A 17778-nucleotide genomic window follows, 5' to 3' on the forward strand; every position below is an offset into this window, starting at 1 on the left:
GGAATAGTCGCGCTAGCGCTGCCTGTCAAATCGAAACTGACGCTTTTGGGGGGTTGTTCTTAGTCTCGCACCTTGATCAAGTCCGCTGACAAAGACAAAGGGCGCATTATGTCATCAAAACAGTGGGAATTTTGGGTAGACCGGGGCGGTACATTTACCGACATCGTTGCACGCACACCTGATGGAAAATTGGTGACTCAAAAGCTTCTGTCGGAGAATCCAGAGCAATACGCAGATGCAGCCGTGCAAGGGGTGCATGATTTGATTGGCACTCCGAATCCCCCCGTCGGTTCGATTTCTGCTGTGAAGATGGGCACGACCGTTGCAACCAACGCGTTGCTGGAACGAAAAGGCGAGGACGTGTTGTTGCTGATCACCGAAGGTTTTCGTGATCTTCTTAAGATCGGCTATCAAACGCGGCCCGATTTGTTCGCGCTTGAGATTAAGCGCCCTGAACTTTTGTACACCGAAGTCGCGGAGGTGCAGGAGCGCCTGAATGCGGATGGTAGCATTCTGAAAGGTCTGGATGAGGTGGCGGTGCGTGCCGCTCTACAATCGGCGTTTGATAAAGGGGTGCGGGCCGTCGCGGTTGCACTGTTGCACGCATATCTTAACCCTGCACACGAGATTCTGATCGCAGAAATCGCGCGGGAAATCGGGTTTACACAAGTTAGCACAAGTCATGAGGTTTCGCGCCTCGCCAAGCTTGTTGGACGTGGGGACACGACGGTTGTAGATGCCTATCTGTCACCAATTCTGCGGCGATATGTAAACCAAGTCGCGGGTGCGTTGGATGTGGGCCGCGTTTGTGAGCGGTTGTTTTTTATGCAGTCCAGTGGCGGCCTAACAGATGCTGGACGTTTCCACGGGCGCGACGCGATCTTGTCCGGTCCTGCCGGTGGAATCGTCGGCATGGTCAAGACGGCTGAGGCCGCTGGCTATGGCAAGTTGATCGGCTTTGACATGGGCGGCACGTCTACCGATGTGAGCCACTATGCAGGCGAATACGAACGCTCCTTTGAGACCGAAGTCGCTGGCGTGCGGATGCGGGCACCTATGATGGATATTCACACGGTTGCGGCAGGTGGTGGGTCGATCTGTCGGTACGGCGATGGCCGTTTTCAGGTTGGTCCGGAAAGCGCAGGTGCCAACCCGGGCCCTGCGTGTTATCGCCGTGGTGGGCCGCTGACCGTCACCGATTGCAATGTGCTGTTGGGTAAGCTGAACCCAGATCATTTCCCCCATGTGTTCGGGCCAAACGGTGACCAACCTCTGGACGTTGCGACCGTACGGTCAAAGTTTGAAGCCCTCGCTGAAGAGGTCGCCAACGAAAGTGGTGAAGCACCACGCGCGGTGGAAGACATCGCCGAGGGGTTCCTTGCGATTGCCGTCGATAATATGGCGAATGCGATCAAGAAAATCAGTGTTCAGCGTGGTCATGACGTGACGGATTACACCTTGCAGTGCTTTGGTGGCGCAGGTGGGCAGCACGCCTGCCTTGTGGCCGAGGCGCTGGGCATGTCCCGTGTGCTGATCCATCCGTTCGCGGGCGTTCTGTCCGCGTTTGGCATGGGCTTGGCTGAACTGCGCGATTTGCGAGAGGTTCAGTTTGACGCCCCGCTTGCTGATGTGTCAAAGGCTGAAGCGACCTTGGCTGAACTGGGATCTGCTGCGCGTGATGCGGTGTTGTCCCAAGGCGCGAAAGACGTACGTAGCGAACTCTGGGCCTACTTGCGCTACAGCGGGACACAGCAAGACCTGAAAGTTGCCTTTGGTGCGGCTGACGCGATGAAGGCCGCGTTTGAGGCGGCACATTTGGCGCGTTTCGGGTTCACAAGCCCTGAGGCCGAAATTCTGTTCGAAATGCTGAGCGCCGAGGCCATTGGCGAGGGCGCGGCACTGCCCGACCTTCGGGTAAAACAAGCGCAATCCCCTGACCCAATCGCTGTACATGATCGCCCATTCTATGAGCGTGCATCGTTGGGAATAGGCGATAAAGTCAGAGGCCCTGCGATCATTTTGGAACCGACAGGCACCAATGTCATCGAACCCAATTGGTCAGCAGAAGTGGATACATTGGGTAATCTAGTTTTGACGTCTGAGGCGCAACAAACAAACCGCAGCGCAAGCACCGAAGTCGACCCTGTCGTGCTTGAGGTGATGTCCAACTTATTCATGTCCGTGGCGGATCAGATGGGCGCGACTTTGGCCAACACGAGCCAGTCGGTGAATATCAAAGAACGCTTTGATTTTTCCTGCGCGATCTTTGATGGCTCTGGGGATCTGGTGGCGAATGCGCCACATGTTCCGGTGCATTTGGGGTCCATGTCCGACAGTATCAAAACGGTGATGAAAGGCTGGCCATATGTGGTCGAGGGCGACGCGTTCATGCTGAATTCGCCCTACAACGGTGGTACGCATTTGCCGGATGTCACGGTGGTTACGCCTGTGTTTATCGATGGCAAGCCGCGCTTCTGGCTTGGGTCACGGGGACATCATGCCGACATTGGCGGCCGCACGCCGGGGTCCGCGCCGCCCGACAGTCAACACATCGATGAAGAGGGCGTGTTGATCGACAATGTTCAGCTGGTTTCAAAGGGGCGTTTTCTCGAGGACGATACTCGCGCGACGCTGTCATCAGGGCGATACCCGTGCCGCAACATTGATCAGAACGTTGCGGACCTGAAGGCACAGGTGGCTGCGAACGCGACGGGTATGGCGGAGATAAAACGGATTTGCTCTGGCTATGGTGTGGATGTCGTCACAGCCTATATGGGCCACGTCCAAGACAACGCAGAAGAAAGCGTACGCCGTGTGATTGATCGATTGTCAGATGGGTCGTTCACCTACCCGATGGACATCGGCCAAACGATACAAGTCTCCGTTTCCGTGGATAAATCCACTCGTACTGCGACTGTTGATTTCACTGGAACGAGTGCGCAGCATAGCGGCAATTACAACGCCCCCTATTCGGTTTGCTGTGCCGTGGTGCTGTATGTTTTCCGCACGCTTGTTGGCTCAGCCATTCCCCTCAACGAAGGGTGCTTGAAACCGCTCAAGATTGTTGCGCCGAGTGGCAGCATGCTGAACCCGACTTATCCGGCAGCTGTGATTGCGGGCAATACCGAAGTCAGTCAAGCGGCCTGTAACGCGCTTTATGGTGCGTTGGCTGTTATCGCTGGCTCGCAAGCCACGATGAACAACTTTGTTTGGGGGAATGAGCGGTTTCAGAACTATGAAACGATCGCTGGTGGCACCGGCGCAGGCCCCGATTTCAATGGATGTGATGCCGTGCAAAGCCACATGACCAACACGCGCATGACGGACCCGGAAATTCTGGAGAAACGGTTTCCTGTTCGGCTCGATCGGTTCGAAGTTCGTGATGGGTCCGGTGGTGCTGGAGCCTTTACAGGCGGAAACGGTGCCCGCCGCGTCATGACGTTCTTGGAACCTGTCACGGTGACGACGCTTTGTTCTCATCGGGTTGTCCAGCCGTTCGGCGTGGGCGGCGGCGAAAACGGTGCGGCCGGGCGCAATTGGGCAGTAATGCCTGATGGGACGCGTCACGATTTGCGCGGGAACGATGAGATCGACTTGCCTGCAGGTGGCGCGTTTTACCTCGAGACACCGGGTGGCGGAGGCTGGGGAAAACCCTAGCGAGAAAAACGCCACTGTGTGATTTGTTCAATCGGGGCTTGGGGCGCGACTTCGATACTTGGGAAATGGTTGTGGCGCGGTGCGTCGGGCCAACCTTGGGCTTCGATTGCGATGCTATCGTGAGCGGGGCGATTGTCGTAGATGTGCATGCCGGTTTCTGTCGTTGCGACACGCATCGATAGGCCATTCGCGCCAGTAAGGTGCAATACTTCAGTCAATGCGCGGCGCTGCTTTGTAATGCAGAATGTGTGATCAACAGGCGGAGACCCCAGCGCGAGCGGCCTTTGTTCCGTGAAATCGAACGGTGTTTGACGGACGGGTGCAATCTCTCCGGTTGGAAAACTTGCTTCGTCTGTTGGTAGATATTCTAAAGCATCGATCTGCAATGAATGATCGCGCATGTGATCGCTACCGTCCAAGTTCCAATAGCTGTGATTGGTTAGGTTGGCGACGGTGGTCGCATCGGTTGTTGTCATGATGGCCAGACGCAAGGCAGGGCCTTCAAGGATTTCAAATCGCGCGGTTACCGTTCTGTTCGCGGGAAAGCCGCCGTCACCGTCACCTAACTTCAGCGTTAGTTCTAGACGGTCAACACTGTGATGGGCCACGTCCCAGATGCGCGTTTGTGTGCCACGTGTCCCGCTATGAAGCGTGTGCTTGCCGTCTAAATTTGCCTCAAAACGATGATCATATCCGTCGATAACGGCAGTTGCATTTGTAATGCGGTTGGCGACTGGGCCAACGATTGCTCCATGATACTGAAACGTACCCTCATAGCGGGATAAGTCAGGCGCGCCGACAGTCAGGTTGTGTTCAATGCCGCTCAACCGAACGTCTTGCAAAATTGCGCCAAGCGTCAAGACACGTGCACTCAATCCGTGCGCCGAGATTGTCAGTGCATCAACGGTCCGGCCGTCGGAGGTTGTCCCAAACTGTGTCAAAGCGCTTCCCAATGGACGCCCGCGGCAGGTATTTCGGTGCCGTTCCATTCGATCGTTTCTGGGGCGTAGTTGAACACGAAGCGATGGGTTTGAGTGTTCCTGATACGAAGACCGTCAGGTAACGCGTGGTGCGTTAGGCCGGTTTCATCGCACAGATCTTTTAGGATCAGGTCCCAAGTCGCATCATCCGGCCAGCCAGCAAGGTAGCGAAGTTTATCGCCCATGATCGCAGCATGCCCGTCAGTGGTACGCAATGTAACGGACGCGTCCCCCTCCAGCATCTCGCGCCAATGCACGAATTGCCCACCGTTTTCCAGCGGCACGCCGACGTCCGGTGGCAGGCTTTCGGTAAGTGTTACGGAAACATTCAAACCGTCGACGTTCGGGCCAAGTGGGGTCGGGATAGATATGTCTTGTGTCTTGGTGTCCGTTCGCGGACCGATCAGCGCGGTTGCTCCAGTTAGGGCGTTCCGTAGCGACCCTGATAGGTGCATGAGGCCTGGGGCGAGCGTGAATTTGTATGCTGACAGATCATCCGTGTCCGGTGGCAGGACATCCACGTTTAGGCCGGCGCGACGACAGGCACGGTATGCTGAAAATGCAAGCCGGAACTGATCAAAGTCCGCACCTTGCGGTTGCGCTTCCCACGCCCACGCGCTTTCATAATCAAACACCAAAGCAACGTCTGCCTTTGCCGTGCCTACATCTGGCAAGTCGTTGATTTCTTGCGAAACCTGTTGGGCTTCAGCCAGTGCTGGCGCATCTTGGTCATCTGTACGCAACAGCCCTGCGTGCATTTGTTCTTGGGCAAATGGGGCCTGACGCCAGCGGAAATAACACACGGTTTCAGCGCCATGTGCAAAGGCCTCCCATGCCCATAGTCGCGCCATCCCGGGCAACGGGGCTGGGTTGTAGGGTGCCCAATTCACAGGGCCCGGTTGTTGCTCCATGATCCACCATCGACCTTTGCCAACGGCACGGTAAAGATCATGGTGAAACGCCTGATTATCAGGGTGACCTTGGCGCAAAAACCGTCTCTTGAACTCGGGTGAACCTTCTAAGCGGTCGGACAAAAATCCTATCGGGTAGCTGTCCCAAGATGCGATATCAAGGTCCGCGCCAACTTTGAAATGATCAAAAGATGTCTCGCGCCCCATGTAATTGTGAATGATCGGCGCGCTGGTGTGTTTGCGGATTTCATCAACTTGTTCGCGGTTGAATCCGACAACCATGTCTGAGGAGTAACGGTAAAAATCAAGGACATGAGGGTGGTTTGGTTCCGTGACAGTCAGGTTGGGCAAATCGATGTCTACGAAGTCATCGTATTCCATCGACCAGAACACATTGCCCCAGGCACGATTGAGCGCATCAATGGATTGGTACTTCTGTGCCAGCCAGAAGTGGAACCCTTCAGTTGCGGCATCGGAATAGCTGCGGGTTGTATCGTGGCAGGCATATTCATTATCCGTTTGCCATGCTTGAATGTGTTTATTTGTCCCGTATCGTTCGGCGAACTTGCGCGTGATACGCTTGCTTTCTTCACGGTAACCACGGTGCGAAAAGCAATAGTGGCGTCGTGAACCAAAACCACGTGGGCGGCCCTGTTCATCAACTGCAAGCATATCGGGATGCTTGTCGAGCATCCAGCGTGGTGGCGTTGCAGTGGGTGTGCCAAGGATGACTTTCAGGCCTGCATTGCCCAGAACATCAATCGCGCGGTCCAGCCAACCCCAATCGAACTCATCCGGTTTCGGCTCTAGTCGCGACCACGCGAATTCGCCAATGCGGACCCAACTTAGCCCCGCATCCACCATTCGGCGTGCGTCTTCTGCCCAGATATCTTCGGGCCAGTGTTCAGGATAATAGCAGACGCCGAGTGTGCGTTTCATGATGGTCCTATGGGTTTTGGGCCGAGGCAAAGTTGAGATTAAAGGATCACTTGATGCTCAGCTTGTCCAACGGCATCGACAGGGGTTGCGAAGGTTTTACCTTCGTCAGCTCCCGTAAGCCCGTCAGCGGCGGATGTGCAGAACAGTGTTTTGAGGTCAGAACCACCAAATGCCGGGCAAGATGTTTGCGTGGCTGGGAAGGCGACAGTTTGCACCATGGTGCCGTCCGGCGCATAGCATGCAACATGGTTAGCGCCCCATTGGGCGTTCCAAAAATTGCCCGTGCTGTCGATAACTGCACCGTCCGGCCCCCAATTCGTTTCCCCGAAATCGAGCCAGACTTCTGGATCACCCGTGGGCCAGCCATCTTTTTCCGAAAGGCGTTGTCGCATGATCTTTTTGGTTGGCGTGTCGGTGAAGCAGGCATAGGTGCCATCAGGCGCAAAACAGATCGCGTTGGAAATGGTGATGTCTACAAAAAGCCTGCGAACTTCGCCGCGGTAGTAGCGATAGATCGCCCCAGCATTCGGTTCGGCGTTCAGCCCCATGGTTCCGATCCAAAAGCCGCCCCAAGGGTCTGCACGCCCATCGTTGGAACGGGTAGCAGGTGTATCGATTTCGATCTCGCAAATTTGATCGGCGGTTTCCCGTGCCAAATCGAAAACGTGCAGACCAATGCTATCCGCCAGCAGCAGACGGGTATCGTCGATCCAACCCGCTGCAGAAACATGGCGCGAAAACTGCCAATGCCGTCCTTTGATGTGGAGGCGTTTGGACAGAATATCGAACCAGAACAGCTCACCTCGTTCTGGGTGCCAAAGAGGGCCTTCACCCAACGTGCATTGGGTCTCATCGAAAATCATCTTGCGTCGTCGTATGCGGCCACGAGGTCTTTGGCGCGTGCGGAGATGTCAGCCGTTGACATGCCTCGTTTATAAAGCGCTGACCCAATGCCGAAACCATCAGCGGACGCTGCAAACCAATCGGCAAAGTTTTCGGGGCCTGCGCCGCCAACTGCGTAGATAAAGGTGTTTTCAGGAAGGACCGCACGGATCGCTTTTAACCCGTCAGGGCCAAGCAAAGAGCCTGGAAAAATTTTTAGACCGTCCGCGCCGTTTTTCAGTGCCGCAAAGCATTCGGTAGGTGTCATGACGCCTGGCCAGCTCTGCATCCCGGCGGTCTTGGTTGCGACGATCACACGCGGGTCGACGTTCGGAGAGACGACGAGCTTGCCACCCGACTGCGCAACGCGATTTACATCTTCAACTGACAATACCGTACCCGCGCCGATCAATGCTTGTTCGCCAAAAGCATCGGCCATTGCTTTGATGCTGTCGAATGGATCGGGTGAGTTCAAAGGTACTTCGATGGTTGTGATACCAGCGCCGATCAAAGCTTCGGCGGCGGCGGTCGCTTCGGGCGGTGTGATGCCGCGCAGAATTGCGATAATGTTGCGTGTCATTTATTCGGTCTCCAGAATGGCATGCGCGGTTTTGATGCCTGCAAGCGTCATTTCAGTGGCATCTGCGTGGGCGACGTTAACGCCTTGGGCGGCAAGCCCTGCAAGGTAGGGCTGAGAAACAGCATCTGCCCCAATGAGCGCCACGTTCTGACCAAGCCAATAGGGTTTGGTCGACGCGAGTTCTGCGCCAATCAGCAGGCCTGAAAGTCGTGCACGGAGTGTTTGCGGATCGGTGTCATGGACAAGTTGCGCAGCGCGCAGCGAAAACAGCTGTCCCGCCATGCGTTCAGGGCGCGACATCGTTTCAGACAGCGCTTCAAGGAAAGTGCCGTCATTCCATCCGCTTTCAGCGATGGAGTGACGCAACACGGATTCTTCTGCAAGGAGAGAAAACATTTCGCCGGTCATACAGGTTTGAAAGCTAACGACCTCACCAGCGGACATATGCACCCATTTGGTGTGGGTGCCGGGAAGGCAAATTATGCCGTCCCAGTCGTCATTCAGTGACAAGAAGCCTGCTATCTGGGTTTCTTCGCCACGCATAACGTCCGCAGGATCCGTTTGGCGGATACCGGGAACAACGTGAACGGTAAGCCCATCGCGTTGAACGGCGGCTTTGACCATGGTGTTCGGGCAAACGCTGCAGGGAGCGGTTTGGTAAGGCGCTTCGACCCATCCTTGGCGTGAACCAACCATGCCACAGGCAACGACTGTGTCCGCAGTCTTTAGCCAATCGGCAGCAACATCAACCAAAACGGGTTCAAACGCATCAGGTGCTAATTGCCCCATGCCTTTCTCCGACGTCCGCATGTCCAAAACGGTCCCGTCATTGCTGATTGCCCAAAGTCGTAGGTTCGATGTGCCCCAATCAGCGGCGATCCATGTTGGCGTTTGATTAGCAGTCATAGACGTTTCCCTTCGATCACCCACATGGTTTCAGGGAACGCCCAAGGCAAGGTCAATCCGTGATGCATCAGGTAAGCGCCTGAAAGTGTGGCCGGCCCGTCCTTTAGCGCAAGTATGCCGCGTGACAGGCGCGATGCAGATGAACGGTTGGCCAAAGTGACCTCATACAGTGCGCCCGGATCCAACGCCGTGAGGCGTAAGGGACGTGGTGCAACCTGAGCGGAGGTCGCTGCTTTGCCTGCAAACACGACAAACTGTTCACCAGACGGGTGTATTTGTTGCTCGGCAATAACTGCAGGGTCTGAGCTATCGAGCAAAAGAATATCCGCCTTCTGCATCCAACTACGGTTGTGTTTCCACCAGTTAGTAACTTCGGTCAGCACGCGGATTTCGTGATCGTCGAGTTCGCGGGGATCCATCTCGAACCCCATATGCCGCTGTGCCGCGACCCAAGCGCGGAACGAAATATCGAGCGTCCGCCCAGACGTATGACACTTACGAGGACCAACATGGGATCCCGTAATCGACAGTGGTAGAAACAATGCGGCGTTGTGCTGAATATGTAGGCGTTCAAGCGCGTCGTTTGAATCAGACAGCCAAACCCGTTGTGTGCGTTTCAGGATGCCAAAATCAATACGCCCGCCGCCAGACGCGCAGCTCTCAATTTCCACGTCCGGGAAGGCGTCGCGCAATCGATCAATCAAGGCATAAGAGCCACGCGTTTGCGTTGCATCCGGCATAGGCAGTACGCGGTTGTGGTCCCATTTGATGTAGTCGATGTCGTAATCGCGCAGAATCGCTGACATGCGATCGAACAAGAAGTTGCGCACTTCAGGTAGCGCCATATTGAGCGCCTTTTGCTGGCGTCCCAATGTCTGGTCTTCACTACCCAAGGCCCAATCAGGATGGGCACGATGAATGTCGCTATCTGGGTTGATCATTTCCGGCTCAAACCAGATGCCAAACGACATGCCAAGGGAATGCACGTGGTCGATTAATGGGTCGAGGCCGTCGGGGTATTTACGTTCGTCGACCTCCCAGTCGGACAATGCGCGTGTATCGTCGTCACGGTTGCCAAACCAACCGTCATCTAACACGAAACGTTCGGCGCCCAGTTTGGCGGCGCGATCGGCAATGTCGGACAGCACGTCAATTTTGTGGTCAAAATAGACAGCTTCCCAGCAATTGTAATGGACAGGGCGTGGGCGGTCAGGTTTGGGCCACGTTACAACGCGGTCCCGAACGTGACGCTGGAACGAAACAGCGCAACCGTTCAATCCGCTATTCGAATAGGTCATGAATAGCGGTGCGGTGCTAAATTCTGTCGCCGCTTCTGTTTCCATCCGTGCGGCATGGCCCCACTGAACTTGTCGGCGCCCATCCGGAAGTTCTTCAGCGATCATTCGGTGACCACCGGACCAGCCATAGTGGAACGCGTAGGCTTCACCTTGGGTATTTGTGGCGCCAGTAACGGGCACGATGAGTCCTGGGAAATGCTCGTGCCCTGTGCGACCGGTGCGATTTTCGCGGTACCGAATGCCAGGGGACCAAGCTGTGCGGTTCGTCTCAAACTCACGGCACCAGCGACCTGAGAAATCGATCATTTCTTCAGATTGCTGTGGTGCCGGCATGACAGGCGCTGCCAGCCAGTGCAGATGAACGGGTGCGTCGGAATTGAGTACGGTTATCGCGCGAATGACGTTGGTGTGTACTTCGGTTTCGAACACGAACGTCAGCGTGAGGCCGCTATCTTCGTCGCGGTATTTGAGCGTCAGGTTGCTGCCGTTTTCAGCCGAAAGGAAACAGAATTTTGGCAGCAGGGGTGTGCCGTTTTCACTGTGCACAATAAGTCCCGGTTGGCCGGGGAAGGTGCGCGATGCTTCGGGGGACAGCGACAGGTCGGGGTTCTCGTCGAGCATACCGCCGGTTACGTCAATCGCGTGCGCTGCGAGCAAGGTTTCAAGGTTCTCGTCCTTAGGCAAAACAGCGCCCCAGTATACGACCTCGGGCAAACGCTCGCGCCGCGCGGCCAGTACCAACGTCTGACAGCCATCATCCAATCGCCAAGTTTTCATTACTTCACAGCCCCAAGGGTTAGACCCGCGATAAAGTGTTTCTGCATTAGGAAGAACATTGCCACAGGGGGCAGTGCCGCCACAATCGAACCCGCACTCATTAAATGATACGCCGCGCGGTACTGGCTGTTAAAACTGGTGATCCCTGCAGTGACCGGCTGGCTGTCTGGGCCTTGGGTTAGGACGATTGCCCAGAAGTAGTCATTCCAGATGAAGGTGAAGATCAGTACAGACAGGGCGGCCAGCGCGGGTTTCATCAGCGGTAAAACCACGAACAGGAAGATGCGCCATTCTGAGACACCTTCGACACGGGCGGCCTCGATTAGGGGAAAGGGAAGCGCACGGATAAAGTTGCGCATGAACAACGTGCAAAATCCGGTTTGGAAGGCGATGTGAAACAGCACGAGGCCTGTTTTGGTGTCATAAAGCCCAAGGCCCAGTGTCAGGTCACGCACAGGGACCATTAGGATCTGGAACGGAACGAAGTTGCCGGCAATGAACATGAAAAAGATCGGCAGATTGCCTTTGAATTTGTACACACCCAGCGCAAAGCCCGTCATCGACGACAAAATGACTGCGCCAATGACTGTCGGAATGGTGATCAGCACCGAGTTCCACAAATACCGCGGCATATCGGATTCAAAGAAAACCTTGCCGTAATTGTTGAACATCTCAAACGAGCTGGGGATGCCCCAGTAGTTGCCGTTGGTGAAATCCGCGTCGGGTTTGATTGAAAAAATCGCGACGGCGATAAGCGGTAGCAACCAAATGATCAGGACGATTGGCAGCAGGACTTGATAGCTGATCTGCCATTGGCGGGAAGTTTTTTCGAGCGGTGTCGGAAACATCAGCGCGCTCCTTTTTCGTCTTGATACATGGACCACAGGAAGTAGCCGATGAAACCGAGCATGATGAAAAACAGCACAACTGCGATGGCTGCGCCGTAGCCCATGCGGAAGCCGAACTCGGATAGGGATTCTTCAAACATGTAAAAGCTCAGCACGCGGGTTGATCCGAAGGGGCCGCCGTTGGTCATTACGGCGATGAAATCGAACGAGCGGAGCGCACCGATGATTGTCACAACGAAGGCGATGAAGGTCGCAGGTTTCAGCTGTGGTAGGATCACGTGCCAAAGCATGCGATGACCTTTAGCACCGTCCAGACGCGCGGCCTCGACTTGCTCAGGGTCTACTGAGTTTAAGCCCGTAAGATATAGGATCATGCAGTAAGCCGTCTGCGGCCAAAGGCCGGCGGCGATGATGCCGTATGTCGCGGTGTCTGGGCTGCCGAGGATATTGTAAGGGCCAAGGCCGAATACGCCGACCACGTTGTTCAAAAGACCTTGATCGCCGGGCAAATAGAACCATGAAAATACAAGGCCCACAACGACCTGCGAGATGACAAAGGGGAAGAAGAAAAGCGATTTGTACAGCCGAATGCCAAAGACCTTTTGGTTCAGGAACAACGAGATGAACAGCCCCATCGGGATCGCCAGTAGATACAAAACCAACCACTTCAGGTTGTTCCAAAACGACGTCTCGAACTTGCGATCACCGCCAAGCAGACGTTCGTAGTTGTCCAACCCAACCCATGTCTTTTCACCCAAACCGTCCCATTCATGAAACGAGATCCAGAAGGACTGGAAAATCGGGATGATCACGTAGAGCGCGAACATGGCGATGCCCGGGATCAGGAACAGCCACGGCGTCACCGCGATTTCATTGCGCTTGTACCAGCTGCGGTGGGTGGAGGTTGACATGATTATCTCCTGACGGGTCAACACATGCGAAAATCGCACCAAAGGGTGAACGGGCGGCTTTCGAATGGGTTAAGTGGGGAAGGGGCAGGCCCAAAGGCCTACCCCAATTAAAATCGCTTATTCGTAGATGCGCTGACGCGCTTCTTCGAGACGGGCGAGGATGTCATCGACGTTCTCTGGGAACACCATGAACTCCTGCAAGCCTTCCATGCCCACGGAGGCCATTTCTGCTGGGAAGTCACGGTCAAAGAACTGTGCCACGCCGCCTTGTGCGTTGGTAGACAGCATGTCGAAGCCCTGCTCGAGGAACTCGTCCGCATCAACAGAAGAATCCGCGTTTACAGGCAGCTGACCCAAAGCCGCGCCAGCGTTGATTGCTGTCTGAACTTCAGCAGAAGCAACGAAAGCGAGGAATGCACGGGCGTTGTCTTTGTTCGTCGCCTGAGCTGGGATGTGGAACGTATCTGTTGGGGCGTCTTCGCCCTGTGGAACGTCCGCGATCAACGGGAACTGGTAGAAGTCGATTTGGCTATCGTCCAGACCTGCGTCACGCATAGGTGCCACAGCGAAGTTACCGATGAGGTAAGCTGTTGCGTCACCGTCTGTCATGAACTTCAACGCTTCCTGCCAGCTGTAAGACTGGTGGTCGTCGATGAATGCGCCCATTTCGATCAGAGCAGCCCAGTTGGCCATTGTCTGTACAACACGTTCGTCTGTCCATGCCACTTCGCCACGTGCGAGTTCCATGTGGAAATCGAAGCCGTTTGTGCGCATGTTCATGTAGTCGAACCAGCCGCCAGCAGTCCAAAGGAACTTTGTACCGATTGCGTAGCACTTGCGACCAGAGGCGAGGATAACCTGGCAATTGGCCATCTCTTCTTCCATTGTCGTAGGCTCGGTCAGGCCCAGCTCGTTGAAGATGTCTTCACGGTAGTAGATGCCCCACTGGTAGAACGTGTAAGGCACGCCCCACTGGGCGCCGTCCAATGTCATCGCGCCCTTAACGGCCTCAAGACCTGGCAAAGAGCCGTCTTCGTACATGTCAGACACGTCTTCAAACAGGCCAGCTTCGACATATGGACCCATACGGTTGGCTGCATACCAGTTTACAACGTCTGGTGCGTTAGCTGTCAGCGCGTTGCGGATTTGTGTTTTCCAAGCTTCGCGATCAACGATCTCAAGCTCGATGTTTAGGTCTGGGTTTGCCGCGCCGAAATCTGCGACAAGACCTTCCATCACCGCGCGTGGCGCAGGGTTGGACATGTCGGACACAATACGAAGATCGCCTGACAGGCCGTCAGCGAACGCGGATGTTGATGCAACACCCAAAGCAAGCGCCGCAACGGACGCCTTCAACATGGAATTCATGGTTTCCTCCCTTAGATTTCCATTCCAACAAGGTTTCATTATTTGAAACTTAGTTTTGAATATTGAAATCTAATCTCGAATCGCCCATGCTTGTCAACACTGGGGTTGGACGACTTCAGTTCAGCGGGAGGAACAAGCAGTGGCTTCAAACGACGGAACAGTTGGTAAAGCATTGGAAGTATTGGATCAGGTGGCGTCTTATGGCCGCCCAGTTCGATTTTCCGAGCTGATCGATGCATCGCCATTTCCCAAAGCGACCCTCTACCGATTCGTGCAAACGCTGACGAGTCAGAGCATGCTTGCTTACGATCCGGATCGTGGAACCTACGCGCCCGGCGTCCGCTTGGTGCGCCTCGCCCATGCGGCATGGCAACAGGCCTCGCTCGCACCAATTGCCCGTGAGGAAATTGACCTGCTGAGTGCAGAAGTCGGGGAAACAGTGCACCTTGCCCAGCTGGACAACGCACAGGTTATCTATGTCGATAAACGTAACGCCGCAGACCCTGTGCAGATGTATAGCCAAGCAGGAAAAGTCGGCCCAGCCTATTGCACAGGTGTCGGCAAAGCGATGTTGGCGTATCTGCCCGAAAATGAACTTGCCGATGTGCTGGGTCAGCAAAGCTACCACCGTTTCACCGATTCCACGCACACGTCACCTGATAGTCTGCGCGAAGAGTTGGGTGACATACGTGCAAACGGTTACGGATTTGACCGAGAAGAGCACGAGCCTGGAATCATTTGCGTCGCGTTGCCGATCCTCTCTGAAACCAATCGCGTTTTGGGGGCTCTTTCTGTCACCAGCACCACGACCCGTACAAACCTTGCGGGGCTGGAAGGCCTCGTTCCACGCATCCAAACAGCAGCCGCCGCGATCGCGAAAGAAGCCAGTGCTTGGCAATTTCCTGCGACGGCCGCCAATTCCTAAGGAAGGTCCACCAATATGTCCGGTGTTACGCTCAATAACGTGATCAAAAAGTACGGCGACGTACAGGTGATCCACGGGATCGACCTTGAAATCAAAGACGGCGAATTTTGCGTTTTCGTCGGGCCATCTGGTTGCGGTAAATCCACGCTTTTGCGGATGGTTGCCGGCCTTGAAGAAACCACTGCCGGCACCATGAATATCGGCGATCGGGACGTCACAACCATGGACCCATCCGAGCGCGGTGTTGCGATGGTGTTCCAGACTTACGCGCTTTACCCGCATATGACCGTAAAAGAAAATATGGGATTCGGTTTAAAAATGAACCGTCATCCGAAAAAGGAAATTGAGGAAAAGGTTGCGGAAGCAACGCGTATCCTGAAGCTCGAAGATTACCTTGATCGCAAACCTGCGGCTCTGTCCGGCGGTCAGCGTCAGCGCGTTTCCATTGGCCGCGCGATTGTGCGTGGCCCCGAAGTGTTCCTGTTTGATGAACCTCTGTCCAACCTTGACGCTGAACTGCGCGTCGAAATGCGGGTAGAAATTGCGCGTCTGCATAAAGAAATCGGCGCGACGATGATCTACGTGACGCACGATCAGGTCGAAGCGATGACGCTTGCGGACAAGATCGTTGTGCTGCGCTTGGGCGTGATTGAACAGGTTGGTGCACCGATGGACCTTTACCGTGATCCTGACAACAAATTCGTGGCGGGCTTTATCGGTTCACCTGCGATGAATTTTATGGATGGCATTATCGGGGACGGCGCGATTGAAATTACTGCGCTCAAGACATCGGTCCCGATAAAAATTGCAGCAGCCTACAAGGGTAAAGCGGTGAGTGTTGGCCTGCGTCCCGAACATCTGGTCGTTGATCCCAAGGGCGACTCCCTGCGTGTCGACCTTACCGAAAGCCTTGGTGGTGTTAGTTATGCCTATCTGGTGCCCGACAACGGCGAACGTATCGTTGTTGAAGAACGAGGTGATGATCGTGTGAGTGAAGGGCAACGTGTAGGTTTGAAGTTCGAAGACGAGCGCGTTTATCTGTTTGATGCCGAGACTGAGGAACGCATCCGCACTTGAGCGAAACAGACTTTCTTTGAAAGTCTGTTCACAAAGTCTTCTAGAGACTTTGTGCGGTTAACGTTTGCCGTAGTACAGCCCAACAACATGTTCGGCCTCTGCAAAGAACAACCAACGTGCGGCGAAGACGCCAACAAGGTGGCTGAGAACTGCAAACGCCGCAAGGATGTGTGAGTGCGTGATAAGCAATAGAACCGGCAATACCACCATCAAAACAATCGCGATAATCCGCAGCTTTAGCGCGTGTTTGCGCGCGATCACGTAAACGAACTCTTTCAGTAGATAGTTGGTGCCCGTGTGTGGAGGCTCGAATGCTCGCACGTCACCACGTGCGCCAAGGCCCGTTGCTGTCGCCAGTGTAGTGCCTGAATTCACCAGTGCTTTGTCACCGAATATCCAATGCGCAATCTGGGCAACGCCGGCTAAGATCAACAACGGAGTCGCTAGGCTGACTTGGCCAGAAAGTAGGGCACCGCCCCCGATACAAATGCTGAGGAACATCACTGGCGTTGTCCAATTATGCCAGCGGGGTACGGTTTTGATCTGGGTATAAATCATTGAAGTGGTGAAAACGGTTCCGATTGAAAGTACTGCGCCAACGACACCGATCAGCGTCCAGTTCGCCCCAAGGAAGACTGCCCCAAATCCATAGAGCGCCATCACCAGCAATGCTGCGACCGCGCAAATGCCTTCGCGCGATAGCCAACTTGACCGCCATTGCTTGAACGCCTTAAGCGCGCGTTCTGGGTGCCCAAGGTGGAATGTAGACGCAATAAGACCTCCCACGGCCAAAAGGTATGCGATTGCAAACCAGATAAATGCCATGAACCCAGTTGGGGACGGCATACCAAAGCCAAGGAATGCCAATAGCCCAAAGCCAAGGCCAGAGAGTGTGGAAAATAGAATAACTGATGGTGCGGGATGCATTAGTTCTTACCCCCTTTTGAGGAACCGGGCATAGATTCGAGCGCTTTGTCGAGCCATCCAAGGAATCCTGTGGCCTCAGTCGCAACAGGTTCAAGGAATGGTGCAAGAATGTCGACATCTTCAGAGCGGTCACGGTCCTTAGGGCGTGGTGGGAGGTACTTGTTGACGGGCTTGGTGCCCATCTCAGGCATCAAATCCATACCGCCGCGTTCAGCCGTCAGAATTGACACGTTACTTTCGGGATCCGCGAAATCCCCAAAGTGACGCGCACCAGCGGGGCAGGTGCGCACACAGGCTGGCTCACGGTCTTCTTCGGGCAGGTTCGTGTTGTAGATACGGTCCACGCAGAGGGTACATTTTTTCATGACCTTCTCTTCTTGGTCCATCTCGCGTGCACCATAAGGACATGCCCAAGCGCAAAGACCACAACCGATACAGTCTTGCTCGTTAACCAGAACAATCCCGTCTTCAACGCGTTTGTAGCTCGCGCCAGTCGGGCAGACGGTCACACAAGGCGCATCCTCGCAGTGCAAACATGATTTCGGGAAGTGGATCAGCTGCGCGGGCGCTTCCTTGGGTTGGATTTCGTAGGAATGCACACGATTGAGGAAAGTACCCGTCGGGTTTTCGCCATAAGGGTCTTGGTCCGACAATGGCGCGCCGTAGTTTTCCGTGTTCCAGCCTTTGCATGAAATGACACAAGCGTGGCAGCCGACGCAGGTATCAAGGTCGATCACGAGGCCGAGCTTCTTGGCCGTGGAAGTGGGAAGTGTGGTCATGTGAGGGCCCCTG

The 17778-nt window shown here is 55.0% G+C and carries 14 protein-coding genes; 3 read left to right on the top strand and 11 right to left on the bottom strand.

The genetic code is table 11. From position 1 onward, the window contains the following. Positions 1-108 precede the first annotated feature (108 nt). Complete coding sequence (locus OCA8868_RS14535; RefSeq protein WP_093997425.1) at positions 109-3657, top strand: hydantoinase B/oxoprolinase family protein; 3549 nt, start codon at positions 109-111, stop codon at positions 3655-3657. Here the strand turns inward: OCA8868_RS14535 and OCA8868_RS14540 are convergent. From OCA8868_RS14540 to OCA8868_RS14580, 9 genes are all read right to left on the bottom strand, one after another. After that, positions 3654-4598, bottom strand: a complete 945-nt coding sequence (locus OCA8868_RS14540) for an aldose epimerase family protein (RefSeq protein ID WP_093997313.1) — start codon at positions 4596-4598, stop codon at positions 3654-3656. The genes OCA8868_RS14535 and OCA8868_RS14540 overlap by 4 nt on opposite strands. Continuing rightward, complete coding sequence (locus tag OCA8868_RS14545; RefSeq protein ID WP_093997314.1) at positions 4595-6487, bottom strand: beta-galactosidase; 1893 nt, start codon at positions 6485-6487, stop codon at positions 4595-4597. Before OCA8868_RS14545 ends, OCA8868_RS14540 begins: the two co-directional genes overlap by 4 nt. Positions 6488-6525: 38 nt before the next feature. Then, on the bottom strand, positions 6526-7350 hold the full coding sequence (locus tag OCA8868_RS14550; RefSeq protein WP_093997315.1) for an SMP-30/gluconolactonase/LRE family protein: 825 nt from the start codon (positions 7348-7350) through the stop codon (positions 6526-6528). Next, positions 7347-7949: a 2-dehydro-3-deoxy-6-phosphogalactonate aldolase gene (locus OCA8868_RS14555; protein WP_093997316.1), complete on the bottom strand. Its 603-nt coding sequence runs from the start codon at positions 7947-7949 to the stop codon at positions 7347-7349. Before OCA8868_RS14555 ends, OCA8868_RS14550 begins: the two co-directional genes overlap by 4 nt. Then, the gene (locus tag OCA8868_RS14560; RefSeq protein ID WP_093997317.1) at positions 7950-8855 is read right to left on the bottom strand and encodes a 2-dehydro-3-deoxygalactonokinase; all 906 of its coding nucleotides are present in this window, start codon (positions 8853-8855) and stop codon (positions 7950-7952) included. It lies immediately after the preceding gene. Then, positions 8852-10930 (bottom strand): alpha-galactosidase, encoded by a 2079-nt coding sequence (locus OCA8868_RS14565; protein WP_093997318.1) that lies wholly within the window; start codon positions 10928-10930, stop codon positions 8852-8854. Before OCA8868_RS14565 ends, OCA8868_RS14560 begins: the two co-directional genes overlap by 4 nt. Next, complete coding sequence (locus OCA8868_RS14570) at positions 10930-11778, bottom strand: carbohydrate ABC transporter permease (RefSeq protein ID WP_093997319.1); 849 nt, start codon at positions 11776-11778, stop codon at positions 10930-10932. The genes OCA8868_RS14565 and OCA8868_RS14570 overlap by 1 nt, the downstream gene beginning before the upstream one ends. Beyond that, positions 11778-12689 (bottom strand): carbohydrate ABC transporter permease, encoded by a 912-nt coding sequence (locus OCA8868_RS14575; protein ID WP_093997320.1) that lies wholly within the window; start codon positions 12687-12689, stop codon positions 11778-11780. Before OCA8868_RS14575 ends, OCA8868_RS14570 begins: the two co-directional genes overlap by 1 nt. 117 nt (positions 12690-12806) lie before the next feature. Continuing rightward, on the bottom strand, positions 12807-14057 hold the full coding sequence (locus tag OCA8868_RS14580; RefSeq protein WP_179214868.1) for an ABC transporter substrate-binding protein: 1251 nt from the start codon (positions 14055-14057) through the stop codon (positions 12807-12809). A 139-nt stretch (positions 14058-14196) separates the two neighbouring features. On the opposite strand from OCA8868_RS14580, the gene OCA8868_RS14585 reads away from it, so the two are divergent. Together OCA8868_RS14585 and OCA8868_RS14590 are read left to right on the top strand one after the other, a co-directional pair. Next, a complete protein-coding gene (locus OCA8868_RS14585) occupies positions 14197-14982 on the top strand; it encodes an IclR family transcriptional regulator (protein WP_093997321.1) in 786 nt (261 codons plus the stop codon). 15 nt (positions 14983-14997) lie between these two features. Then, positions 14998-16059 (top strand): ABC transporter ATP-binding protein, encoded by a 1062-nt coding sequence (locus tag OCA8868_RS14590; protein WP_093997322.1) that lies wholly within the window; start codon positions 14998-15000, stop codon positions 16057-16059. A 57-nt stretch (positions 16060-16116) separates the two neighbouring features. On the opposite strand, the gene OCA8868_RS14595 is transcribed toward OCA8868_RS14590, so the two are convergent. Beyond that, positions 16117-16986, bottom strand: a complete 870-nt coding sequence (locus OCA8868_RS14595) for a dimethyl sulfoxide reductase anchor subunit family protein (protein ID WP_093997323.1) — start codon at positions 16984-16986, stop codon at positions 16117-16119. Continuing rightward, positions 16986-17765, bottom strand: a complete 780-nt coding sequence (locus OCA8868_RS14600; protein WP_093997324.1) for a 4Fe-4S dicluster domain-containing protein — start codon at positions 17763-17765, stop codon at positions 16986-16988. Before OCA8868_RS14600 ends, OCA8868_RS14595 begins: the two co-directional genes overlap by 1 nt. Positions 17766-17778 lie beyond the last annotated feature (13 nt).

The organism is Octadecabacter ascidiaceicola, assembly GCF_900185015.1.
Classification (GTDB): Bacteria; Pseudomonadota; Alphaproteobacteria; order Rhodobacterales; family Rhodobacteraceae; genus Octadecabacter; species Octadecabacter ascidiaceicola.